This is a genomic window from Rhodopseudomonas sp. AAP120 (genome assembly GCF_001295845.1).
GTDB lineage: Bacteria > Pseudomonadota > Alphaproteobacteria > Rhizobiales > Xanthobacteraceae > Rhodopseudomonas.
Genome location: NZ_LJIC01000158.1, coordinates 92,364 through 114,845, shown reverse-complemented (window position 1 = coordinate 114,845; position 22,482 = coordinate 92,364). Strand labels below are relative to the sequence as shown.

At 64.4% G+C, this 22,482-nt stretch carries 19 protein-coding genes, 1 tRNA gene and 1 pseudogene; 14 read left to right on the top strand and 7 right to left on the bottom strand.

Features of this window, described 5'->3' with window-relative positions; all coding sequences use genetic code 11:
* Positions 1–867: VWA domain-containing protein (locus tag IP86_RS22980; RefSeq protein ID WP_156332598.1), on the top strand; the 867-nt coding region annotated here is incomplete at its 5' end.
* On the opposite strand, the gene IP86_RS22975 is transcribed toward IP86_RS22980, so the two are convergent.
* Complete coding sequence (locus IP86_RS22975) at positions 861–1,310, bottom strand: winged helix-turn-helix domain-containing protein (protein WP_082364215.1); 450 nt, start codon at positions 1,308–1,310, stop codon at positions 861–863. The genes IP86_RS22980 and IP86_RS22975 overlap by 7 nt on opposite strands.
* A gap of 106 nt (positions 1,311–1,416) precedes the next feature.
* Positions 1,417–3,048: a sigma-54 interaction domain-containing protein gene (locus tag IP86_RS22970; protein WP_054164747.1), complete on the bottom strand. Its 1,632-nt coding sequence runs from the start codon at positions 3,046–3,048 to the stop codon at positions 1,417–1,419.
* A gap of 707 nt (positions 3,049–3,755) precedes the next feature.
* Between IP86_RS22970 and nifH the strand changes: the two genes are divergently transcribed.
* From nifH to IP86_RS22935, 7 genes are all read left to right on the top strand, one after another.
* On the top strand, positions 3,756–4,583 hold the full coding sequence (gene nifH, locus IP86_RS22965; RefSeq protein WP_054164746.1) for a nitrogenase iron protein: 828 nt from the start codon (positions 3,756–3,758) through the stop codon (positions 4,581–4,583).
* A 48-nt stretch (positions 4,584–4,631) separates the two neighbouring features.
* Positions 4,632–6,200 (top strand): nitrogenase iron-iron protein, alpha chain, encoded by a 1,569-nt coding sequence (gene anfD / locus IP86_RS22960; protein ID WP_054164745.1) that lies wholly within the window; start codon positions 4,632–4,634, stop codon positions 6,198–6,200.
* Between the two features lie 12 nt (positions 6,201–6,212).
* On the top strand, positions 6,213–6,653 hold the full coding sequence (anfG, locus tag IP86_RS22955; protein WP_054164744.1) for a Fe-only nitrogenase subunit delta: 441 nt from the start codon (positions 6,213–6,215) through the stop codon (positions 6,651–6,653).
* 12 nt (positions 6,654–6,665) lie between these two features.
* Positions 6,666–8,051 (top strand): Fe-only nitrogenase subunit beta, encoded by a 1,386-nt coding sequence (anfK, locus tag IP86_RS22950; RefSeq protein WP_054164743.1) that lies wholly within the window; start codon positions 6,666–6,668, stop codon positions 8,049–8,051.
* 82 nt (positions 8,052–8,133) lie between these two features.
* The gene (gene anfO / locus IP86_RS22945) at positions 8,134–8,823 is read left to right on the top strand and encodes a Fe-only nitrogenase accessory protein AnfO (protein ID WP_054164742.1); all 690 of its coding nucleotides are present in this window, start codon (positions 8,134–8,136) and stop codon (positions 8,821–8,823) included.
* Complete coding sequence (locus IP86_RS22940) at positions 8,820–9,410, top strand: gamma-glutamylcyclotransferase family protein (protein ID WP_054164741.1); 591 nt, start codon at positions 8,820–8,822, stop codon at positions 9,408–9,410. Before anfO ends, IP86_RS22940 begins: the two co-directional genes overlap by 4 nt.
* 49 nt (positions 9,411–9,459) lie before the next feature.
* The gene (locus IP86_RS22935; protein WP_054164740.1) at positions 9,460–9,990 is read left to right on the top strand and encodes a pyridoxamine 5'-phosphate oxidase family protein; all 531 of its coding nucleotides are present in this window, start codon (positions 9,460–9,462) and stop codon (positions 9,988–9,990) included.
* 93 nt (positions 9,991–10,083) lie between these two features.
* On the opposite strand, the gene IP86_RS22930 is transcribed toward IP86_RS22935, so the two are convergent.
* A complete protein-coding gene (locus tag IP86_RS22930) occupies positions 10,084–10,914 on the bottom strand; it encodes an NAD(+)--dinitrogen-reductase ADP-D-ribosyltransferase (RefSeq protein ID WP_054164739.1) in 831 nt (276 codons plus the stop codon).
* Between the two features lie 185 nt (positions 10,915–11,099).
* Positions 11,100–12,650 carry a UxaA family hydrolase gene (locus IP86_RS22925; protein WP_054164738.1) on the bottom strand — a complete coding sequence of 517 codons (1,551 nt, stop codon included), beginning with the start codon at positions 12,648–12,650 and terminating at the stop codon, positions 11,100–11,102.
* Positions 12,651–12,883: 233 nt separating this feature from the next.
* Between IP86_RS22925 and IP86_RS22920 the strand changes: the two genes are divergently transcribed.
* Positions 12,884–13,615, top strand: a complete 732-nt coding sequence (locus IP86_RS22920; RefSeq protein ID WP_054164737.1) for a Crp/Fnr family transcriptional regulator — start codon at positions 12,884–12,886, stop codon at positions 13,613–13,615.
* 117 nt (positions 13,616–13,732) lie between these two features.
* Here IP86_RS22920 and IP86_RS22915 read toward each other — a convergent pair whose 3' ends face one another.
* Positions 13,733–15,148 carry an amidase gene (locus IP86_RS22915; protein ID WP_197279960.1) on the bottom strand — a complete coding sequence of 472 codons (1,416 nt, stop codon included), beginning with the start codon at positions 15,146–15,148 and terminating at the stop codon, positions 13,733–13,735.
* A 313-nt stretch (positions 15,149–15,461) separates the two neighbouring features.
* On the opposite strand from IP86_RS22915, the gene IP86_RS22910 reads away from it, so the two are divergent.
* Positions 15,462–16,619 (top strand): alpha/beta fold hydrolase, encoded by a 1,158-nt coding sequence (locus IP86_RS22910; protein WP_054164735.1) that lies wholly within the window; start codon positions 15,462–15,464, stop codon positions 16,617–16,619.
* Positions 16,619–17,800: pseudogene (locus tag IP86_RS28320) on the top strand (efflux RND transporter permease subunit); the annotation flags it as partial. The gene IP86_RS22910 and the pseudogene IP86_RS28320, both read left to right, overlap by 1 nt.
* Positions 17,801–17,908: 108 nt before the next feature.
* Here IP86_RS28320 and IP86_RS22895 read toward each other — a convergent pair.
* Together IP86_RS22895 and IP86_RS22890 are read right to left on the bottom strand one after the other, a co-directional pair.
* Positions 17,909–17,985 (bottom strand) — tRNA-Arg (locus tag IP86_RS22895).
* Between the two features lie 218 nt (positions 17,986–18,203).
* On the bottom strand, positions 18,204–19,691 hold the full coding sequence (locus IP86_RS22890) for an ATP-binding protein (protein WP_054164758.1): 1,488 nt from the start codon (positions 19,689–19,691) through the stop codon (positions 18,204–18,206).
* A 343-nt stretch (positions 19,692–20,034) separates the two neighbouring features.
* Between IP86_RS22890 and rpmH the strand changes: the two genes are divergently transcribed.
* The 3 genes from rpmH to yidC are packed head-to-tail and all read left to right on the top strand — an operon-like array spanning position 20,035 to position 22,443.
* On the top strand, positions 20,035–20,169 hold the full coding sequence (gene rpmH, locus IP86_RS22885) for a 50S ribosomal protein L34 (RefSeq protein WP_006609582.1): 135 nt from the start codon (positions 20,035–20,037) through the stop codon (positions 20,167–20,169).
* 23 nt (positions 20,170–20,192) lie between these two features.
* The gene (gene rnpA / locus IP86_RS22880) at positions 20,193–20,534 is read left to right on the top strand and encodes a ribonuclease P protein component (RefSeq protein ID WP_054164732.1); all 342 of its coding nucleotides are present in this window, start codon (positions 20,193–20,195) and stop codon (positions 20,532–20,534) included.
* 16 nt (positions 20,535–20,550) lie between these two features.
* On the top strand, positions 20,551–22,443 hold the full coding sequence (gene yidC, locus IP86_RS22875; protein WP_054164731.1) for a membrane protein insertase YidC: 1,893 nt from the start codon (positions 20,551–20,553) through the stop codon (positions 22,441–22,443).
* Positions 22,444–22,482 lie beyond the last annotated feature (39 nt).

The following is a 22,482-nucleotide window of genomic DNA, read 5'->3' as shown; positions in this document are numbered from 1 at the left end:
AAGGGCGCCCCCCCGGCCGAGGCCGAGCGGCTCGCCGCCGCGCTCGACGGGCTGCGCGACAGCGTGCGCGAGATGGTGTCGCAGGCGCTGGTGCTGTACGGCCGCGAAGAGACCGAGAATTTGCGCAACGAGATCCTGCGCAATGCGCCGCTGGCGCGGCTGGAACGCCGCCAGGTCGAGCAGATGAAGGCGCTGATCCGCGCCATCGCGCGGCGGCTGCGCGAGCGCTACTCAAAGCCGCGCAAGCGGCAGCGCCGCGGCCATCTCGACGTCCGCCGCACCATCCGCAAGAACGCCGCCTGGGGCAGCGTGCCGTTCCTCACCGCCTGGAAGCGCCGGCATCGCGACCGGCCGAAGATCGTGGCGATCTGCGACGTGTCGGGATCTGTCGCACAGGTCTCAGATTTCTTCCTGCTGCTGATCCACAGCCTGCACGAAGTCGTCGACGACGTCCGCTCCTTCGCGTTCTCCGGCCATCTGATCGAAGTCAGCGACATCCTCGACAAGCAGGAGCCGGAAACGGCGATGCGCGAGATCATGTCCAAGGTCGGGTTCGGCTCGTCCGACTACGGCAATTCCTTCGCCGATTTCGAGAAGCGCTATCTGCGCAGCGTGACGCCGAAGACCACCGTGATCGTGCTCGGCGACGCCCGCACCAACAATCTCGACCCACGCACCGATCTGCTGCGCGAGATCTCCGAACGCGCCAAGCGCGTGGTCTGGCTCAATCCCGAAGGCCGCATGGGCTGGGGCTGGGGCGATTCCGAAATGCCGCGCTACGCCCCGTTCTGCAACGTGGTCCGGCAATGCGCGACCGCCAAGCAGCTGGAACGCGCGGTGTCGGATATCGTGGCGGCGTATCAGTAGCGGCGCGACCGCAGCTGAACCGGCGCTGCCGCTTCCGGATCGCCCGCGCACTCCGCCGGCTCCAGCGCGCGCTCGACGATCGGGCAGCCGGCTTCCGTTGCGCTCGGCGCCAGCAGATAGCTCAGCGCTTCCAGATCGGACCCCAGCAGGATACGCGCCTTGGCCTGCATCGAGCGGAAGATGCTGAGCACCGCGCGGCCATTGTCGGTCAGCGCCGCGCCGCCGCCGCGCTTGCCACCGACGATGCGGTCGACCAGCGGCGCGCGGAAATGGCCGTTGAGATCGTCGATCAGCTTCCAGGCGTTCGGATAGGCCATCCCCATGCTGCGGGCGGCGCCCGAGATCGAGCCGAAGCGCTCGATGGCTTCGAGCAGCTGCACCTTGCCGGGGCCGATGATCGGCACGATGCGAAGCTGCAGGCTCAAATCGGTCTTGTCCGTCATCGCGCCCTCCAGCCGCGCCGACGCGGCCGATCGATCCGGTTTCGCCCCAATGATGCTGCGGCGACACGGCGCCGGTCCCTGCTCAATTCGGCTAACAGGACCGCCGTCACGGCTTCACCTTGGCGGCCTGCTTGGCCAGATAGGAACGCCTGTACATCCGATAATCGATGCCGTAGCGGTCGAGCCGCAGCCCGAGCACGCGCCGCGTCAGGCCGAGTTCCTTGGCCGCCTCGGTCGTATTGCCGTGGTGCGTCTTCAGCGCCTCGATGATCATCTCGTATTCGACCGCCTTGACCTTGGCTTCGAGGCTGCAGCCGAAATTGGTGCCGCTTTCGCCGGAGGTCTGCAGTGAGGGCGGCAGATTGTAGCCGTGGATCACGCCGTCGTCCGACATGATCACCGAGCGCTCGATGACATTCTCGAGTTCGCGGACGTTGCCGGGCCAGTGATAGGCCATCAGCATGTTCAGCGCCGGCGTCGAGATGCGCTTGACCTCCTTGCCGGCCGCGACCGAGCTGCGCGCCACGAAATGATCGGCCAGCAGGATGACGTCGCTGCCGCGATCGCGCAGCGGCGGCATGGTGATCGGAAACACGTTGAGCCGATAGTACAGATCCTCGCGGAAGGTGCCCTTCGCCACCATGTCGAGCAGATCGCGGTTGGTGGCCGCGATGATCCGCAGGTCGACCTTGACCGGCTTGTTGCCGCCGACCCGCTCGAAGGTGCGCTCCTGCAACACCCGCAGCAGCTTGGCCTGCATCGGCAGGCTGAGCTCGCCGACCTCGTCGAGAAAGATCGTGCCGCCGTCGGCGAGTTCGAACCGGCCCTTGCGCATCCCCACGGCGCCGGTGAACGAGCCCTTCTCGTGTCCGAACAGTTCGCTCTCGACGATGTTCTCCGGCAGCGCCGCGCAGTTGAACTTGATGAAAGGTCCGGCGGCGCTGGCGCTGTTGTAGTGGATTGCGTTGGCGGCGAGCTCCTTGCCGACGCCGCTCTCGCCGAGGATCAGCACGGTGGTCTTGGTCGATGCCACCTTCTGGATCAGGTCGTACACCGCCTGCATCGGCTTGGAGCTGCCGATGATGTTGGACGGCTTGAAGCGTTCTTTCAGTTCGCTCTGCAGCCTCGAATTCTCGTTCTCCAAACGGACCTTGTCGACGTTTTCCAGCAGATACAGTTCGACCGCCGAGGCGATCATCGAGGCGATCGTCGACAGCACCTCGACGTCCTGCTTCAGCAGGCGGCGATTGCGATAGCTGCGCTCCGCCCCGATGGTGCCGAGCACCTTGCCGGCGTGCACGATCGGCACGCAGACGAACGCGGTGTTGGCCGACGCGTCGGCATGCGCCCTGGTGCGGTCGAGGAAGCGCGCATCCTCGCGCAGATGCGGCACGATGATGGTCTTGCCCGACGCCACGACCTGGCCGGTGATGCCCTCGCCCGGCGCGTAGATGCCGCGCGCCTTCTGGTCCTCCGACAGCCCGAAACTCTGGTGGATGAAGATGGTCTGCGACTCGCGATCGTACAGCGTGATGACGCCGCGATGCACCCGGAGCTGCGTCCGCATGATCGACAGGATCAGCTTCAGCGTCTTCGCCAGATCCTCGCATTCGGTGATGATCTTGCTGACCCGGCACAGCAGCGGCAGCACGTTGACCCGGCACTCGCCGGTGAAGCAGTGGCTGAACTCTTCCGACAGATCTTCGGCTTCGACTGGGACCACTTCGTTCCGGCTCATCGCAATCGCCTCGGGCTAATCGCCCCTGCTGAGCAATATCGAGGCCACCGTTCTAAAGGCTCTAACCTCTTGATTTTACTCAACAGCGTTATTGTTCGAAAACGGACAACACGACATTGTCCGGTTCGTGACGCGACGCACCTTCGGCGCACGAGACCAATCACCAGGGCCGGTGAGCGGCCTGAATCTGCAAAGCGCGCTGCGCCGGCGAGCTGAAGCACCGACACGTGGGCGCAGCTCACCGCTATAGTCGGCGCGATACGCATCCAAACGCACGCGCGCGAACTTTTCCAATCCGTGAAAACGACCGATTGGTTCGATTAAGGGAGCCGGCAAGCGGCGCGGGCGAACTGACCCGGACGTCGATTCCAAATCCGAAACGAACATGATCGAACACTTTCGTCGCCGACGTTCTCCCGGCGCGGCCCCGGCGAACTAACAGCCATCCACGATCGACCACGAGATTCGTCAACGAATCCACGCGCGGTCGCAGCGATCACTCCGGCGGTGTCATCAGGATCGCCGCGCGTCGAGAGCCGCCGACTCCATGCCGCTCGCACTGCACCGACGAAGTGATTCCGAACCGAATTGTTAGTTCCGAAACCAGGCCGACGCGGAGCGGCCTCTGGCACGGTCGTTGCTGTTCCTGATGCCGAGGCGATGGATCACTCATCGTCCCGGTCAATTCATCGCAGGAGCTTCGGACCATGACCCGCAAGGTGGCGATCTACGGCAAGGGTGGCATCGGCAAGTCGACGACCACGCAGAACACGGCGGCGGCGCTCGCCTTCTATCACGACAAGAACATCTTCATTCACGGCTGCGACCCCAAGGCGGACTCCACCCGCCTGATCCTCGGCGGCAAGCCGCAGGACACCGTGATGGACACGCTGCGCACGCTCGGCGCCGAGAAGGTGACGCTCGAGAACGTGGTGAAGAGCGGCTTCAAGGACATCCGCTGCGTCGAATCCGGCGGTCCGGAGCCGGGCGTCGGCTGCGCCGGCCGCGGCGTCATCACCGCGATCGACCTGATGGAGGCCAACAAGGCCTACACAGACGATCTCGACTTCATCTTCTTCGACGTGCTCGGCGACGTGGTCTGCGGCGGCTTCGCGATGCCGATCCGCGACGGCAAGGCGCAGGAAGTCTATGTCGTCGCCTCGGGCGAGATGATGGCGATCTACGCCGCCAACAACATCTGCAAGGGCCTCGTCAAATACGCCAAGCAGAGCGGCGTGCGGCTCGGCGGCATCATCTGCAACAGCCGTAAGGTCGACGGCGAGCGCGAATTCCTCGAGGAATTCACCGCGGCGATCGGCACCAAGATGATCCACTTCGTGCCGCGCGACAACATCGTGCAGAAGGCCGAGTTCAACAAGAAGACCGTCACCGAGTTCGACCCGGCCGCCGATCAGGCGCTCGAATACAAGCAGCTCGGCGCCGCCATCATCGACAACAAGGACTTCGTGATTCCGAAGCCGCTGACGATGGATGAACTCGAAAAGATGGTCGTGAAATACGGTCTGATGGACTGACCTGCGCACCCGCGCCTGACGGCGTACTTCCCGCACGAGGACAATACGATGCCATATCACGAGTTCGACTGTTCGAAATGTCTCCCCGAACGTAAGAAGCACGCCGTCACCAAGGGCACCGGCGACAATCTCGCGACCGCGCTTCCGCTCGGCTATCTCAACACCATCCCGGGATCGATCTCCGAGCGCGGCTGCGCCTATTGCGGCGCCAAGCATGTGATCGGCACGCCGATGAAGGACGTGATTCACATGAGTCACGGCCCCGTCGGCTGCACCTACGACACCTGGCAGACCAAGCGCTACATCTCCGACAACAACAACTTCCAGCTCAAATACACCTTCGCCACCGATGTCCGCGAAAAGCACATCGTGTTCGGTGCCGAAGGCCTGCTGAAGCAGAACATCATCGAGGCGTTCAAGGCCTGCCCCGACATCAAGCGGATGACGATCTACCAGACCTGCGCCACAGCGCTGATCGGCGACGACATCAACGCGGTCGCCGCCGAGGTGATGGAGGAGATGCCGGACGTCGACATCTTCACCTGCAACTCGCCGGGCTTCGGCGGTCCCAGCCAGTCCGGCGGCCACCACAAGATCAACATCGCCTGGATCAACGACAAGGTCGGCACCGTCGAGCCGAAGATCACCTCCGACTACGTCATCAACTATGTCGGCGAATACAACATCCAGGGCGACCAGGAGGTGATGCTCGACTATTTCACCCGGATGGGCATCCAGGTGCTGTCGACGTTCACCGGCAACGGCACCTATGACGGCCTACGGGCGATGCACCGTGCCCACCTCAACGTGCTCGAATGCGCCCGCTCGGCCGAATACATCTGCAATGAGCTGCGCGTCCGCTACGGCATTCCGCGGCTCGACATCGACGGCTTCGGCTTCGAACCGCTGTCGCAGTCGCTGCGCAAGATCGGCATGTTCTTCGGAATCGAAGACCGCGCCGAGGCGATCATCGCCGAGGAGACCGCGCGCTGGAAGCCGGAGCTCGACTGGTACAAGGAGCGGCTGAAGGGCAAGAAGGTCTGCCTGTGGCCGGGCGGCTCCAAGCTGTGGCACTGGGCGCACGCCATCGAAGAGGAGATGGGCGTCAAGGTCGTCTCGGTCTACACCAAGTTTGGCCACCAGGGCGACATGGAGAAGGGCATCGCGCGCTGCGGCGAGGATGCGCTGGCGATCGACGATCCCAACGAGCTCGAAGGCCTCGAGGCGCTGGAGAAGCTGCAGCCGGACATCATCTTCACCGGCAAGCGTCCCGGCGAAGTCGCCAAGAAGGTCCGCGTCCCCTACCTCAACGCCCACGCCTATCACAACGGCCCCTACAAAGGCTTTGAAGGCTGGGTGCGGTTCGCCCGCGACATCTACAACGGCATCTACTCGCCGATGCACCAGCTCTCCGGGCTCGACATCAGCAAGGACGAGATCCCAGCCGATCGCGGCTTCGTCACGCAGCGGATGCTGTCGGACGCGAAGCTGCCGGAGGACATCGCCAAGTCGGAGTTGCTGCGGCGCTACACCGGCAAGGACGACATCATCTCCGACCTTCGCAAGAAGAACGCGCCCTACTTCACCCCGATCGTCAAAGCCGAAGCGGCCGAGTGAGACGAGAGCCCCATGACCAAGATCACCTACAAAGTCGCCTCGGAACATCCGTTCCCCGCCGACGCGGCCGCAGCGGCTGCCTCGCTCGCCGCCTATGAGGCGCTGGACGACGTCACCAAGAGCCGTGTCGACCAGATGGTCGACTGGATCATGAAGAACTGTCTCTGGCAGTTCCACTCGCGGGCGTGGGACCGCAAGCGGCAGAACGAGGGCATCCTCGGCATCGCCGCGAAGCTGCTCGCCGGCGAGCCGTTCACGCCGCAGACGCCGGAAGACCGCTGCTACTGGGTCGATTCGGTGACGCTGCAGCGCGCCTATCAGGCGACCTGCCCGTGGTTCGCCGCGATGTCCAAGGACGACATCCTGGCGCTGATGCGAGAGCTGCACGCCCGCGTCGACTATCTCACCGTCACCGGCTCGCTCAACGAAGAGCTCACCGACAAGCACTACTGATTGGACCCCGCCATGAACTGTCAATTCAAGCCGAAGGACCGGATCGGCACCATCAATCCGATCTTCACCTGTCAGCCGGCCGGCGCCCAATACGCCTCGATCGGCATCAAGGACTGCATCGGCATCGTCCACGGCGGCCAGGGCTGCGTGATGTTCGTCCGCTTGCTGATCTCCCAGCACCTGAAGGAGAGCTTCGAAATCGCCTCCTCGTCGGTGCACGAGGACGGCGCGGTATTCGGCGCGCTCGACCGCGTCGAGGAAGCGGTCGACGTGCTGCTGATGCGCTATCCGCACGTCAAGGTGGTGCCGATCATCACCACCTGCTCGACCGAAGTGATCGGCGACGACGTCGACGGCGTCGTCACCAAGCTGCAGGAAGAACTGCTCGACGTGAAGTATCCGGACCGCGAGGTCCATCTGATCCCGATCCACTGCCCAAGCTTCGTCGGCAGCATGGTGACGGGCTACGACGTCGCGGTGCGCGACTTCGTCAAGCACTTCTCCAAGAAGGACAAGCCGAGCCTGAAAATCAATCTGATCACCGGCTGGGTCAATCCGGGCGACGTCAAAGAGCTCAAGCACCTATTGGCCGAGATGCAGGTCGAGGCCAACGTGCTGTTCGAGATCGAGAGCTTCGACAGTCCGCTGATGCCGGACAAGAGCGCGGTGTCGCACGGTTCGACCACGATCGCGGAGCTGACCGCGACCGCCGACGCGCAAGGCACCATCGCGCTCAACCGCTACGAAGGTGGCCTCGCCGCCACCTGGCTGCAGACCCGCTGGGACGTGCCGGCGGTGATCGGGCCGACTCCGATCGGGATCCGCAACACCGACACCTTCCTGCGCAACGTCAAGGAGATGACCGGCAAGCCGATCCCGGAATCGCTGGTCAAGGAACGCGGCATCGCGCTCGACGCCATCACCGACCTCGCCCACATGTTCCTGGCCGACAAGAAGGTGGCGATCTACGGCAATCCGGATCTGGTGCTCGGCCTCGCCGAATATTGCCTCGATCTGGAAATGAAGCCGGTGCTGCTGCTGCTCGGCGACGAGCACGCCGGCTACGCCACCGACCCGCGGATCGCGGCGCTGAAGGACAACGTCGACTATCCGATGGAGATCATCACCAACGCCGATTTGTTCGAACTCGAGGATCGCATCAAGAACGGGCTCGAACTCGATCTGATCCTCGGCCACTCCAAGGGAAGGTTCGTCGCGATCGACTACAACATCCCGATGCTGCGGGTCGGCTTCCCGACCTACGACCGCGCCGGCCTGTATCGCTACCCCGTCGTCGGCTACGCCGGCGCGACCTGGCTCGCCGAACAGATGGCCAACACGTTGTTCAACGACATGGAGGTCAAGAAGAACCGCGAATGGATCCTGAACGTGTGGTGACCACGCTCAAGATCTGGTCCGGCGGCGGTTTGCCATGTCCGCCGCCGGACTCTCCTCCTCCAACCGAGCCGCGGGACCATCGATGAAGATCGCTGCTTACGTCGACGCCGAGGGCGAGATCGCCAGAGTTTCGGACAAGGGCGCGATCCTGCTGTTCGAGCTGAGCGGCGAGGTCTGGAAGGTTCGCAAGACCATCCGCTTCGGCCTGCGCCCGGACGATGGGCTTGCCGAGATCCACGCCTCGCTTGCCGCGATGGTCCCCGAGCTGGAAGACTGCCGGCTGTTTCTCTCCAGAAGCGTGCGCGGCGTGGTCAACTCGCTGCTGCAGGAGATGGGCATTCAGACCTGGCAGTCGCACGGTCCGTTGTTCACACAGCTCGAGACCATCGCCCGCAAGGAAAACGAGCGCGCGCAGCAGGCCGCCAAGGATGCTCGCGCCGAGCGGCGCCGAACGCGGCGCCGGCGCCATCATCTGGACGGCAGCGATCTCGACGACATCAGGCCGGTGCTGGTCGGCGACGAGCACAGCGGCCACTTCCGGCTCGATCTGGTGCGGCTGCTGCAGGACGATCCCTGGCTGAATTCCTGGGACATCCTGATCCCGTTCCTGGCCGGCACGCCGTTCCGGCAGCTCGATCTCGTCTGCGACCACATCCCGCGCTGGTTCTCGCGCGCGATGCGCGCGCTCGCCATGGACGCCGAGATCATGGAGCTGCCCGGGCTCGGCGTCGCCGCGATCATCACCCCGAAACAACAGGCAGAGGCGACATGACCCGTACGCTTACCACGCCGCTCACGACCCTCGCGCGTCCGAAGCCGGCCCGCCGGCCGACCACGCTGCTGTTCGCCTATGGGGCGACGCTCAATCCGGAGCACATCATGGTGCGGCTGTGCAAGCCGAAGCCGGTCGCGACCGCGCGCCTCGCCGATTACGCGCTGGGCTTCTACGGTTACTCCGCGATCTGGGACAGCGGGCTGGAGACTCTGCTCGATCAGCCCGGCGCGGAGGTGTGGGGCGTGCTCTACGAGCTGTCGGCCACCGAACTCGACCGCTTCGATGCCTGGCAGGGCGTCAAGCTCGACGGCGGCGGCTCCTACTTCCACTATCCGGCTGAAGTGATCGGCGCCGACGGCACCGCCTACGACGCGCTGTTTCATCGCAAGACCGAGATGGGTCCGCCGCGGCCGCCGAGCCGCGACTATCTCGACTTCATCATCGCCGGCGCACACGCCCGCGGCCTGCCCGGCGATCACATCGACGCGCTCGGACGGATCGCGTCCGTGCCGCCGAGCTATCCGGTGCCGATGGCGCACACCGACGTCAAGGCGCTCGCTTCCAAACTCAGCTGCGCCTGCTGATTCCTCACGCGGACGGCACGGCGCCGCCGCCATCCCAGGAGAGATTCCGATGACCGACCCTGCCAGCGCGATCCTCGACCGGCCGATGCGGCGGCGCAGCCGCGAGATCACCGATCGCGCCGAAATCGACGCGATCCTCGCCGGCGACAAGGTGATGCATCTGGCGCTGGCGCGCGACAACGTGCCGTTTCTCGTGCCGGTGTTCTACGGCTTCGACGGCACGGCGCTGTACTTCCACTCCGCCAGCGCCGGCACCAAGATCGAGATCCTGAAGCAGAACAACCGCGTCTGCTTCGAGGTGACGGCCGAACACGGCGTGGTCACCGCCGACGCCGCCTGCGATTTCGAGGCGCGGCATCGCACCGTAATCGGCTTCGGCCGCGCCAGCTTCGTCGAGGATCGGGCCGAGAAGGTGAAGGCGCTCGACCTGATCGTCAGCCGGTTCACCGAGCGCACATTCGACTATCCGCCCAAGAAACTCGGCATCACCAAAGTGATCCGCATCGACATCGACAGCATCAAAGGCAAGGCCTACGGCTTCGGCGATCCGCGGCCGGAGGAGCCGGGAGAGACGGGCTGAGCACCACGTAGCGCGCTCCTTTGCCCCGAGCAGGTCATTCCGGGGTCACCCGCTACGCGGGCGCCCCGGAATGACCTGGGGAGCGGTGTGTCCTCAAAACCAGCCGTGATGCGCACGGACCTTGTAGCGACCGCCGATCACCAGATACTCGCCTTCATAACCCAGCACGTGGCCGCTCAGCAGGCCGGGAAAGAACAGCAGCTTCACGGTCGGCACTTCGGTTTCCAGCACCCAGTCGCCGAACTCGTCGGCACGCTCCCTGGAGTCGCTGAACGACACCAGATTGTTCAGCCGCACCGTGCACACCGGCTGCCGCGCATCGCCCTCGACGAGTTGCTCCTCGATCGCGTTGGTGCCGCGCCACAACCGGACGAAGCGCGGCCCCGGCGCCTTGAAGTGCCGGATGCTCCATTGGCAATATTCGTACAGCAGATCGAACTGCTGATAGATGCAGTTGGTGTGAAAGCGGCTGTCGGTCTTGTCCTGCAGATAAGCCGACCAGCCCGGCGACGGAAACCGGCCGAGCCGCTGCCGATGAAAGATCGGCACCAGGCCGAACCGGCTCTCCACCCAGCCCTTGAGCACGGCTGCCTTCGGACAATTGGCATCCACGCCCCAACCGCGCAGCAGCTCGAGATAGCTGGTCGCGCGCCGCTGCGGCGCGCCGTCGCGCGCCTGACCGAGTCCGAACTCGATCTGCATGTAATGCTCGAACACGTCGGCTGCTGCAGCCTGCGTGTCGCAATCCGCGAGCAGCCGGAACAATCCGGGATGCGTTTCGCGCGTGCCGTGGATCGAGATCCGCCGCAGACAGCGGTTGAACGCGGTGGAGCCGACCAGCCCGACCGGCACGCCAACCATGTTGGTGCAATACCAGCGATCGGGATCTTCACTGGCAGGAACGTTCGGCAGAGAGCCTGACATGCGGCGCCCACGAAGCGGAATCCGACACCGTCATTTGACGCCGCCGGCCGCCAGCCGGCAAGCGCCCGCAACATCGACCAAGGACGCATCTGCCCCATGCAGGAGCCGCCGCTTCACGGCGTTCACATGGCCTTTGGCGAGCGCGAACAGCCGGAAATATCAAGCCCCGCGTGCCGACGCCGGGCTTACAGCATCACTCCCATGTCCCAAGGCGCAAATTCCTCGTTGCCGTAATCGAGGCGCTCGCTGCAAGTTCGTTTTCCGGAAGCCGTCTGGAGGATTTCCTCGAAGATTCGAGCACCAGCCGCTTCAACCGTTTCCTCTCCGTCGAGGACCGTTCCGCAATTGATGTCCATGTCATCCGGCATCCGCCGGACGAGTTCGGAATTGCTGGCCAGCTTCAAAGAGGGGGTCGGCTTGCAGCCGAAGGCGGACCCTCGCCCGGTGGTGAAACACATGACGGTCGCCCCGCCGGCGACCTGAGCCGTCGCGCCGACCGGATCGAATGCGGGCGCGTCCATAAAAACGAGCCCACGTTCTGTCACCCGCTCGGCATAGCCATAGACCGCCATGAGATTGCTGGTGCCGCCCTTGGCGATCGAACCCAGCGACTTCTCGATGATCGTCGTAAGTCCTCCCGCCTTGTTGCCCGGCGAAGGATTGTTGTTGATGACCATCCCGTTGCGGGAGGCAAACTCCTCCCACCATTTCACCCGAGCGACGAGCTTCTCACCTACTTCTCGACTAATCGCGCGACGGGTCAGCACGTGCTCGGCGCCGTAGCATTCCGTCGTTTCCGACAGGATGGCGGTGCCGCCCTGAGCAACGAGGAGATCTACTGCCACACCAAGCGCAGCATTGACACTGACGCCGGAATAGCCGTCCGAGCCGCCACATTGCAGGGCCACTTTCAGCTCGCTGACCGGCACCGGCACGCGGCGGACATTGTTCGCCTGTTCGAGAGAGGCCTCGACACGTTCGATGCCTGCGCGAACGGTCGCCGCTGTTCCCCCCGACTGCTGAATGACCAGCGCATCTCCCGAAGCGCCACCGAGCACGCCGGTCAGATCACCGACTTCGCAGCCAAGGCCGATGATGATCACCTTCGCGAAGTTCGGATGCGCAGCATAGCCCGCAATACAGCGGCGGAGCGCCTCGACGCCTTCGACCTTGGCGTCGAGACCACACCCGCGCTTGTGCGTCAACGGAACGACGCCGTCGACATTTGGGTAATCGTCCAGGCGCCCACGGAAATGATCGGCGACCATGCGGGCGACCGTTGCAGAACAGTTCACGCTCGAGATCACGCCGATATAGTTGCGCGTCGCAATGCGCCCGTCGTCACGGACGATGCCCTCGAAAGTGCGCGCTTCGGCAGCGACCGGCGCCGGACGCACCTCCGAGCAGAACGCGTAATCGCGCGCGAAATCGAGCATCTCGAGATTGTGGAGATGGATATGCGCGCCTGCCGCGATGTCGGCTGAAGCTGCCCCAATCAAAGAACTATATCGTCTGATCTCCGCGCCCTTCGCCAGCGCGCGCCGTGCGATCTTGTGACCCGCGGGGATATCGTCCTGCGCGATGATGCCGTCGCGCAAAAGCTCACCCCTGGCAATCGGGCGTAGCGCGATCAAGACGTCGTCAGCGGCGTTGAGCAGCAGGATCGACGGCCTTTCAGAGACATGCTTGGCTTCCAATACGGCTGCGTCCGAAGGGCTTTCGAAATTCTTTGTCATGTCGATTCCCGGGATTGTCGTCGATCGGCGTGAGGGCGGGGAGATTGGGTGACCGCCCTGCTGGCTTACGCTTCCCGGGTGGATGCTACTGTCAAGCTTGTTACAATAACTGGAATTTCCGTGACGGCAGGTTATCCTGTCGATAGCGTTCAGAGCCTGGATTGCGGTTTACACCTGATGACTCAGAACTACGCGTCGACGACGTGCGCCCCAAATCAGATGCAGCGGCGACGATGATCCGGCGTTCGGCTTCTGCGCCGCGAGCGAGCCTCAATCGGCGCGCGACCTCAATTGAACGTACGCCGGCTCCTGGTATCGAAACGGACATCTTTCAGTGGCTGTCGCCGGAGGTTCGGGAAGCGGTCGCCACCGCGGCGGTACGCCGGCATGTCGACGCGGGCGGATTCATCTTTCAGCATGGCGATTCAGAGCGCGCGATGTATCGCGTGCTCGAAGGAACGGTTCGTCTGTCCCTGATGCGTATCGATGGTCATCAGATGATTTACGGCCTGCTCGGACCCGGCGAATGCCTCGCTGCAAGCAGTCTGATCTTCGACCATCCGCTCCCACAAACCGCCGAGGCACTCGACGATGTTCAGCTCCAGGTGGTCGGCCCGGCTGCCTTCAATGAGCTGAGAACGAAGCATCGGGAATTCGATAACGCCCTGCTCCAACTGTTTGCACGCCGGTTGCGGACGTTGAGCAACCAGGTCGCGACTGCCAAACTTGGGGATCTCCCGAGCCAGATCGTCCTTCGCCTTCTCGAACTAGCCCGCCGCGATCCACAAGGACGGCTCATGGTCACGGTGACGCACTCGGAACTGGCCACCTTCGTGAGCGTCTCGCGGCAATCGATCCATCGTGTCGTGAAGAGCCTCGCCGCCGAAGGCTTGATCGCCCTGCACTATGGATCGATCGAGCTCCTTCATCTCGATCGGCTCAAGGCCAAGGCGGAATTCCTCTGACCGTCGGGCTTCCCTCTGCGCTGCGATCTATATTGCCAAAGCGACGCCGCGCAACAGCGTTCGAGCCTTGTCGCGTGATGGCAACAAGCGTCGGAAGCCAATCCCGACGCCAGCGTATCAGACGCGGGAGTCGTGCGGGCGCGTCAGGCTGGGCGCGCTCTGTTCTGTCGCATAGCCAACCTTGAGCAACCCGGCCTCGTCGAACGGCCGGGCGACGAGCTGCACGCCGAACGGCAACCCTTCCGCGTCGACTCCGTTGGGAAGAGACAGGGTCGGATGACCGCTGAAGTTGAATGGTGCGGAAAAGGCGATAGCGGCAGCGACTGCTTCGGGGGGGACTTCCGGCTCCGCCGCCATCATGGCAAGCGACGGCACGCGCGAGCCGATGCCTGGGAGCAGGAGATAATCGGCCTGCCGGAACGCGATGTCCAACAAAGTGTTCGTACGCCGGCGCGCCGCTGCGGCCCGAAGCAGATCGTCCGCAGTCGTCTGGTCGCCGACGGTCAGGAGTTCGCGCATATTCCTGCCGAACACAGCGCCGTTTTGGCGAAACCTCTCCCGCCCATAGGCCTGCAAGGCTTCAGAGCCTGCCACAGCCAGCCAATGGTGACAGACCTCTGCTATCTTTGAGAGATCGACGGGGATCACGGCCATGCCGTTCGCTTCGAGCCTGGCGACGGCCGCAAGCGTTGCCTCGATGACTTCCGGTTCGGCATAGGTTTCGAAATAGCGGACATCGATGCCCACGCGCAGGCCGCGGACGTCCTCGGAGAGCGTCACGAGCGGATCGCTCACCTCAGCGGCGGCGCTGAAGGGATCACCATCGTCGTGGCCGGCAACCGCCCGGTAGAGCAGGCCCACATCTGTTACCGACCGGGCGAGCGGGCCGACATGATCGAGGGTGGCGGCGAACGGATGCACACCGCGCCGACTGATCCGGCCGAATGTCGGCTTGAGGCCGACGATACCGTTCACGGCACTCGGAAACCGGATCGAACCGCCCGTATCGGATCCAAAGGCGCCGAAGCAAAGCGAAGCCGCAACGGCCACCGCTGATCCTCCCGATGACATGCCCGGCGTTCTGTCCGACGACCAGGGATTGACAGGCGCCGGCGCGACATCGGGCGGATAGCCGATAAACGCGAATTCAGCCGTCGCCTGCTTGCCGAGCATGATCGCGCCTGCGGCATCGAGGCGCTCGACGACGTGAGCATTGGACTTGGGCATGCGCCCGCGCAACTGCGCCGAGCCGGACTCGGTGACCATCGTCACCGTGTCGAAAATGTCCTTGATGCCGAGCGGGACGCCATGAAGCGGGCCCCGATAGTTGCCTGACAGAATTTCAGCCTGAGCTGATTTCGCCGCGCGGAGCGCCTGCTCGGGATCGACATGCACGTAGGCATGAAGCTCAGGATCGATCCGTTCGATACGCGCGAGTATCGCGGAGGTCAGCTCGACGGGCGACACGGATTTGTCTTCAATCAGTGGGGCAATTTGTGAAATCGATCCGCAGCAAAGATGATCCAGATCCATAATCGCTCCTTTGAAGTCCGGTGCCGTCTTGGCCGGCTGTTCCTGCCCGATCATTGCGGCGCGACGGCCGCGACCAATGTCTTGCCCGATGCCGCTCGTAGCACCGTGGCTGCTGCAAACTTTGTAACAAACGTTACAGAGGTTCGCCGACCGCCCGGATATTCAGAGCGACGGAGCGGACGCGTCGATAGCCGAGGCAGCCGCTGCGGTCGGCATTGCCATGGTGATCGGTCAGCAAGATCGGCCTCGCCTGTTTCTCGACTGAAGCCAACGCTGGTGCTGATATCGGGACGGAAGATCAGGACGGAGAGCCATGGCGACGCATTCGATCGATCCGCTGAGTGAGGCCGTACTGCCAGCCGGCATACGATCCCGGATCGTGGAGAACGTGAATGGTCTCCAGATGCACATCCTGGAGGCTGGGGAAGCGCCGGGGTCTGCGGGCGCCATCCTGCTCCTCCACGGTTTCCCGGAGCTTGCCTTCTGCTGGCGGCAGATCATGCCGCTGCTCGCGGATCACGGCTATCATGTGATCGCGCCCGACCAGCGCGGCTATGGGCGGACGACACCAGAGCCGGTGTCCTATAGCGACGCCGTCGAGCCCTATTCGGTTCTCAACCTGGCCGGCGACATGGTCGCGCTGCTGGGAGCGCTCGGTCTGAACCAAGTGGACGCTGTCATCGGCCATGACTTCGGCTCACTCGTCGCGGGCACCTGCGCGTTGGTGCGGCCCGATCTTTTCCGGCGGCTGGTTCTGCTCGGCACCCCCTTTGCGGGAGCGCCCGCACTCGGCGCGCGCCTCGGCGCAGCGCCGGCGGACGATCCGATCCATGCCGCGCTCCTGGCGCTTCCTACGCCGAGGCGACACTATCTACTCTACTACGCAGGACCCGAGGCAAACGGCGATATGTGGAACTGCCCGCAAGGCGTGTCGGACATGCTGCGCGGCTATTATCACCAGAAGAGCGCCGACTGGCCGAACAATCGTCCTCGCCCACTCGAAGGCGCGAGTGCCGAACAACTCGCCCGCCTGCCCTATTACTACGTCATGCCCGCGGACCAGACCATGGCCGAGATCGCCGCCGCCAGCATGCCGTCTAAAGAACAGATCGAGCAATGCATGTGGCTGAGCGAGGCGGACCTGGCAGTCGTCGCGGGCGAATTTGCGCGGACCGGCTTTCAGGGCGGCATGCAATGGTATCGAAGCGCGATGCGAGGAGACATGGCCCGCGGTCTTGCGCTGTTCGCCGGCCGTCAGGTCGAATGTCCAACGCTGTTCGTCGCGGGTGAAGGAGACTGGGCCGCCTTCCAGGCGGTCGGCGCGATCGATGCGATGAGTGCGCGTCTCGCGCGAGAGCCGATAACGCCCCATTTTGTAGCCGGCGCCGGCCATTGGCTCCAGCAGGAACAGCCCGGGATGCTGGCCGATATGCTCGTGGCCTTTCTGACGGAGGCTCCCACGGGCCACTAGGCCGCAGCACGGCCTCGTCCGCTTTCCTTCCGGTCGGCATGGCGTCCAGCGGCACCGGCGAATACGCCGGCAGCATCTTCTGGGTGGTCGGCATCGCGCTTCTGGCGTCGTGGCTGGTCGCCGTGTTGCTGACGCCCTATCTCGGCTTCCAATTGCTGCCGGCGCGCCCTCCCCACGGCGGTTCAGCGCCGTCGATCTACGACAAGCCGGTGTATCGCTGGTTTCGCAAGTTAGTGAGTTGGTGCGTCCGTCATCGGCTCACGGTGATCGGCGTGACGATCACGGCCTTCGCAGTGTCACTGGCCGGATTCGGCCAGATCCAGCAGCAATTCTTCCCGACCTCGGACCGCACTGAACTGTTCGTCGAGCTGCGTCTGCCGGGCGGCAGCGCGATCGAGACCACCCTTGCGATCGCGCAGCAGGCCGAGGCGCTGGTGAAAGGCGACGACGACGTCGTGACCTGAAGCACCTATGTCGGCAAGGGGCCGCCGCGCTTCCTCCTGAACGTCAATCCCGAACTGCCCAACGAGGCCTATGGCGAACTCGTCGTCGTCACCAAGGACAGCCGAATCGAACTCGGCGGCGCGGATCGAGGATTCCGGCAAGGCCAACGGCGCGCTGGTCGCGGTGATGCCGGCGATGCTGATCGTCATGCTGGTGGTGCTGATGATCGAGTTGCAGAGCTTCTCCCGGCTTCTGATCGTTCTGCTGATGGCGCCGCTCGGGCTGATTGGCGCCGCCGCCGGTCTGCTGGTGTCGGGAAAGCCGTTCGGCTTCGTCGCTCTGCTCGGCCTGATCGCGCTCGCCGGCATGATCATCCGCAACGCGGTGATCCTGGTCGATCAGATCGAGCAGGACGTCGCTGCAGGCCACCCGCGCGGCGAGGCGATCATCGACGCCACGGTCCGCCGCGCCCGTCCGGTGGTGTTGACCGCGCTCACCGCCGTCCTGGCGATGATTCCGCTGAGCCGATCGAGCTTCTGGGGACCGATGGCGGTCGCGATCATGGGAGGGCTGCTGGTGGCGACGGCATTGACGCTGCTGTTCCTCCCGCGCTGTACGCGTTCTGGCACCGCCGCTCGCTCGAGCCGACAGCTACGCCCCGTTGCACGACACCAGCCATGCCGGCTTCGTCGGATCGGTGCGTGATCTCTTGTCAGCACTTCGGGCGAAAACCGTGAGAGCGGCTTCGCCGAGATACTTCCAAAAGGAACGCTAGCCTGTAAGCGAACGGTGCCGGCAAGCCCGAGCCCTCGCGTTCGCGCGTTTTGTTCTGAATCGTGGCAAAATGGCGCGCCCGAAAGGATTCGAACCTCTGACCCCCAGATTCGTAGTCTGGTGCTCTATCCAGCTGAGCTACGGGCGCGTTTGCCGCGGTCTCGCAGGGTGAACCCGGAGCCGCCGGCGATCCGCAGCGGTGTCCGCTGCGAAGGCCGCCATAGCTAGCGGCTCCGCTCCGGCTTGGCAAGCGCCGGGATGGCTCTTTTTGTCACCCATTTTTCATCTCGCCGGAGAGCGCCGGCCAGAGGTGGCACGGCGGGCGGGGCCCCAGGACGGCGCGAAGCAGGCAAGCGGGCGCGCCGATCAGGCGCGGGCGCGTTCGTGGCGCAGGCTGTGCAAATCGACAGGGCGGTCCGGGATCGAGATCCGGAAGGTGGCGCCGAGCGTGCCCTCGACCAGATTGATCTCACCGCCATGAGCGCGGACCAGTTCGGCCGCGATGGCGAGGCCAAGGCCGGAGCCGCCGGCCCGCACCGAGCCGTGGAACGCCTCGAACAGATGGTCGCGCGCCTTCTGCGGCACGCCGGGGCCGGTGTCGGAGACTTCCAGGATGGTTACCGATCCCTCGCGGCGGCCGGTGATCCGGATCTGCTGCAACGCCGCGTCGCTGCGCGGCTGGCTCTCCAGCGCTTGCGCGGCGTTGCGCACCAGATTGAGCAGCACCCGGAACAGCTGGTCGGGATCGGCGTCCATCGTCAGCCCGCGCTCGATCGCCGTCACCCAGGTGATCGAACTGACGCCGCCATCGGCGGCGAGGCCGGCGGTTTCGCGGACCTCGCTCACCACCGGCTCGATCAGGATCATGCGGCGGTCCGGCGCGGCCTCCTGGGCGCGACCGTAGGACAGGGTCGACTGGCAGAACGCGATCGCGCGCTCGAGCGAGCGCACCAGCTTCGGCGCAAAGCGCTGCACCCGCGGGTCGGGCACGCTGGACAGCTGGTCGGACAGCAGCTGCGACGACGCCAGCAGGTTGCGCAGATCGTGGTTGATCTTGGAGACCGCGAGCCCGAGCGCGGCGAGGCGGCTCTTCTGATGCAGCATCGACACCAGATCGCGCTGCATGTCGGACAGTTCGCGCTCGGCGAGGCCGATCTCGTCGCCGCGCGGGCCGGGAATCACGATCGAAGCCGGGCTTTCCGGATCGCGGCGGAAGTTGACCATGTTGGCGGTCAGCCGCCGCATCGGCCGGACGAACAGGAAATGCAGCGCCAGATAGATCAGCGCGGTGGTCAGGCTGGTGATGGTCAGCGACACCAGCAGCAGATTGCTGGAGAACCGGTACATCGCCACCCGCAGCGGAGCCTCGTCGATCACCACCTCGATGAACTGGGCATTGCCCTCGGCCGGGCCCATCACCCGGATGGTCTGGTTGCCGCTCTCCAGCATCACCACGAAGGCGTCGATGATCGCGCCCCACGGCGTGACGTTGCGCATGTCGACCACATGGTCGACCGTGGTGGGCAGGTTGGAACTGGCGAGCAGCCGGCGCTGCTGGCCCATCTTGATCGCCACCGCGCGGGCGTCGATGCTGTCCAGCACCTGGCGGGCCAGCGTATCCGGCACCATGCCGGACGGCGAGGCGTCCAGCACCAGCGCCGCGGTATTGGCGGCGGCCAGGCGGTCGTTGAGCCGGTTCAGGCGAAAATTGGCGATCGACGGCACATAGATCAGGATTTCGGCGATCAGGATCAGCGGAATCGTGAGCAGCAGCAATTTTCCCGACAAGCCGATCTTCGGCTCCAGGCCACGCCGCCAGGCATGCGTCTCAGGCTTTTGGTCCGCTGGCTGCACTGCTGCCGCCGCCTCCATCGTCGTGCCGATCGCGCACAAATGATATAAGTCAAGATGCGCCTGCGTGCGCGTCAGGTCAAATTACCGTTCGATCATCTACGCCTTGGGCAGCGCGGCGTTTCAAAACGCCCGGTCCGCCCCCGCTGCTCCAGATGCGGCAAAAGCGCGATCCGGCGCAATTGACGAGAACAGGTCGCTCCCGTATAAGCCGCGCCAACTGTCCGCGATGGCCCGGCTCGCCCGGGGCGGTTCATTATGGGCTGCGGTCGGCTCATCCGTGAGCCCCATTGTCGGGCTTATCTCAACCTTCTGAAGCACTTACCGGGCCAGCGGAGAACTTGCCGTGAAGCGGACTTATCAACCCAGCAAACTGGTGCGCAAGCGCCGCCACGGCTTTCGCGCCCGTCTCGCCACCACCGGTGGCCGCAAAGTGCTGGCCGCGCGCCGCGCTCGCGGACGCAAGCGTCTGAGCGCCTGAGCGGGTCCTCCCGAGATCAGATCGTGGACCGGTTACGGCAACGGGCGGACTTTATCGCCGTTGCCAACGGGCCGCGGATCAGCGGGCCCGCCTTCGTCTTGCAAAGCCGACGCCGCGACGACGATGGTCCGATCCGCGTCGGCTATACGGTGACCAAAAAGATTGGCACCGCGACCGAGCGTAACCGCATTCGACGCAGATTGCGCGAAGTGGTGAAGCGCACGGACCGCAGCTCCATGATGCCGAACAGCGATTATGTGCTGGTCGGCCGCCGCGCGGCGCTGAGCCGCGACTTTGCTGTCATGCTCGGCGATCTCCGCTCCGCGCTCGACCGCATTGCGCGGCGGTCGTTGAAACCGGATTGAAGCGAGACCTGAGCCGATGAGCGACAATCGCAACACCATCCTCGCCGTCATCCTGTCGGGCCTCGTGTTGCTCGGCTGGCAGTACTTCTTCAACATCCCGCAGATGGAAAAGCAGCGCGCCGCCCAGCAGGCGCAGCAGCAGCAGGAAGCCGCCGCCAAGCAGCAGCAGGCGCAAACGCAGACGCCGCCCGCCGCGACCACGCCGGGCGCGCCAGAAGCGCCGGCTGTGCCGGGAGCCCCCACCGCGCCGGGCGCCACCAATGCGCCGGCCGCCAATGCCCCGGCGCTGAGCCGTGACGCCGCCATCGCGGCGGCACCGCGCATCAAGGTCGAAACGCCGCGCCTGTCCGGCTCGCTGTCGCTGAAGGGCGCCCGCATCGACGATCTCTCGCTGAACCAGTTCCGCGAAACCGTCGATCCGAAGTCGCCCCCGATCCATCTGTTCTCGCCGTCGGGCAGCGCCAATCCCTATTACGCCGAGTTCGGCTGGGTCGGCGCCGCCGGTTCGAACGTGAAGCTGCCCAACCAGACCACGGTCTGGGAGCAGGAAGGCTCCGGCGCGCTGACGCCGTCGAGCCCGGTGACGCTGAAGTGGGACAATGGCGAGGGCCTGACGTTCCGCCGCCAGATCGCGGTGGACGACCGCTATCTGTTCACCGTGAAGGACGACGTCACCAACACCGGCGGCGCCGCGGTGACGCTGTATCCGTTCGCGCTGATCTCGCGCCACGGCACGCCGCATGTCGAGGGCTACTACATCCTGCACGAAGGCCTGATCGGCTATCTCGGCGACCAGGGCCTCCAGGAAAAGACCTACGCCAAGATAGACGAAGCCAAGGTGGTGGACTTCAAGAACGTCACCAATGGCTGGCTCGGCATCACCGACAAGTACTGGGCCTCCGCGCTGCTCCCGGAAACCAACGCGCAGCTGCAGGCCCGCTTCTCGTCGAACCAGGTCGGCGCCACCCGCACCTACCAGACCGACTACCTTGAAGACGCCAAGACGGTTCCGATCGGCGGCACCGCGACTGCCACCGCGCGGCTGTTCGCCGGCGCCAAGGAAGCCCGCGTCGTCGGCCTCAATTTCCCACTGGCCGGGCTCGGCGGCTACAACCAGCAGCTCGGGCTCAATCATTTCGACCTGCTGATCGACTGGGGCTGGTTCTACTTCATCACCAAGCCGATGTTCCTGGCGCTCGACTTCTTCTTCCATCTGGTCGGAAATTTCGGCGTCGCCATTCTGCTGGTGACGGTGCTGGTCAAGCTGATCTTCCTGCCGCTCGCCAACAAGTCCTACGCCTCGATGGCGAAGATGAAGGCGATCCAGCCGCAGCTCGCTGCGCTGAAGGAGCGTCATCCGGACGACAAGATGAAGCAGCAGCAGGAGATGATGGAGATCTACCGCAAGGAGAAGATCAATCCGGTCGCCGGCTGTCTTCCCGTGCTGCTGCAGATCCCGGTGTTCTTCTCGCTGTACAAGGTGCTGTTCGTCACCATCGAGATGCGGCACGCGCCGTTCTTCGGATGGATCCAGGACCTGTCGGCGGCGGACCCGACCAACCTGTTCAATCTCTTCGGCCTGATCCCGTTCGATCCGACCTCGATCCCGGTGCTCGGCCACTATCTGGTGCTCGGCGCTTGGCCGCTGGTGATGGGCTTCACCATGTGGTTCCAGATGAAGCTCAATCCGCAGCCGCCGGATCCGACCCAGCAGATGATCTTCGCCTGGATGCCGGTGATCTTCACCTTCATGCTGGCGCACTTCCCGGCCGGTCTGGTGATCTACTGGGCCTGGAACAACACGCTCTCGGTGGCCCAGCAGGCCTTCATCATGCGGCGCAACGGCGTCAAGGTGGAGCTGTTCGACAACCTGAAATCGTCGTTCAGCAAGAAGAAGAAGACCGCTTAGGTCGCCGCGTGTCCGACAGCTCAGCAACACCACGTCATG

Coding starts and splice junctions, on each gene's coding strand:
- IP86_RS22975 (WP_082364215.1), bottom strand. CDS start 1,310: ATGACGGACAAGACCGATTTGAGCCTGCAGCTTCGCATCGTGCCGATC.
- IP86_RS22970 (WP_054164747.1), bottom strand. CDS start 3,048: ATGAGCCGGAACGAAGTGGTCCCAGTCGAAGCCGAAGATCTGTCGGAA.
- nifH (WP_054164746.1), top strand. CDS start 3,756: ATGACCCGCAAGGTGGCGATCTACGGCAAGGGTGGCATCGGCAAGTCG.
- anfD (WP_054164745.1), top strand. CDS start 4,632: ATGCCATATCACGAGTTCGACTGTTCGAAATGTCTCCCCGAACGTAAG.
- anfG (WP_054164744.1), top strand. CDS start 6,213: ATGACCAAGATCACCTACAAAGTCGCCTCGGAACATCCGTTCCCCGCC.
- anfK (WP_054164743.1), top strand. CDS start 6,666: ATGAACTGTCAATTCAAGCCGAAGGACCGGATCGGCACCATCAATCCG.
- anfO (WP_054164742.1), top strand. CDS start 8,134: ATGAAGATCGCTGCTTACGTCGACGCCGAGGGCGAGATCGCCAGAGTT.
- IP86_RS22940 (WP_054164741.1), top strand. CDS start 8,820: ATGACCCGTACGCTTACCACGCCGCTCACGACCCTCGCGCGTCCGAAG.
- IP86_RS22935 (WP_054164740.1), top strand. CDS start 9,460: ATGACCGACCCTGCCAGCGCGATCCTCGACCGGCCGATGCGGCGGCGC.
- IP86_RS22930 (WP_054164739.1), bottom strand. CDS start 10,914: ATGTCAGGCTCTCTGCCGAACGTTCCTGCCAGTGAAGATCCCGATCGC.
- IP86_RS22925 (WP_054164738.1), bottom strand. CDS start 12,650: ATGACAAAGAATTTCGAAAGCCCTTCGGACGCAGCCGTATTGGAAGCC.
- IP86_RS22920 (WP_054164737.1), top strand. CDS start 12,884: ATGATCCGGCGTTCGGCTTCTGCGCCGCGAGCGAGCCTCAATCGGCGC.
- IP86_RS22915 (WP_197279960.1), bottom strand. CDS start 15,148: ATGGATCTGGATCATCTTTGCTGCGGATCGATTTCACAAATTGCCCCA.
- IP86_RS22910 (WP_054164735.1), top strand. CDS start 15,462: ATGGCGACGCATTCGATCGATCCGCTGAGTGAGGCCGTACTGCCAGCC.
- yidC (WP_054164731.1), top strand. CDS start 20,551: ATGAGCGACAATCGCAACACCATCCTCGCCGTCATCCTGTCGGGCCTC.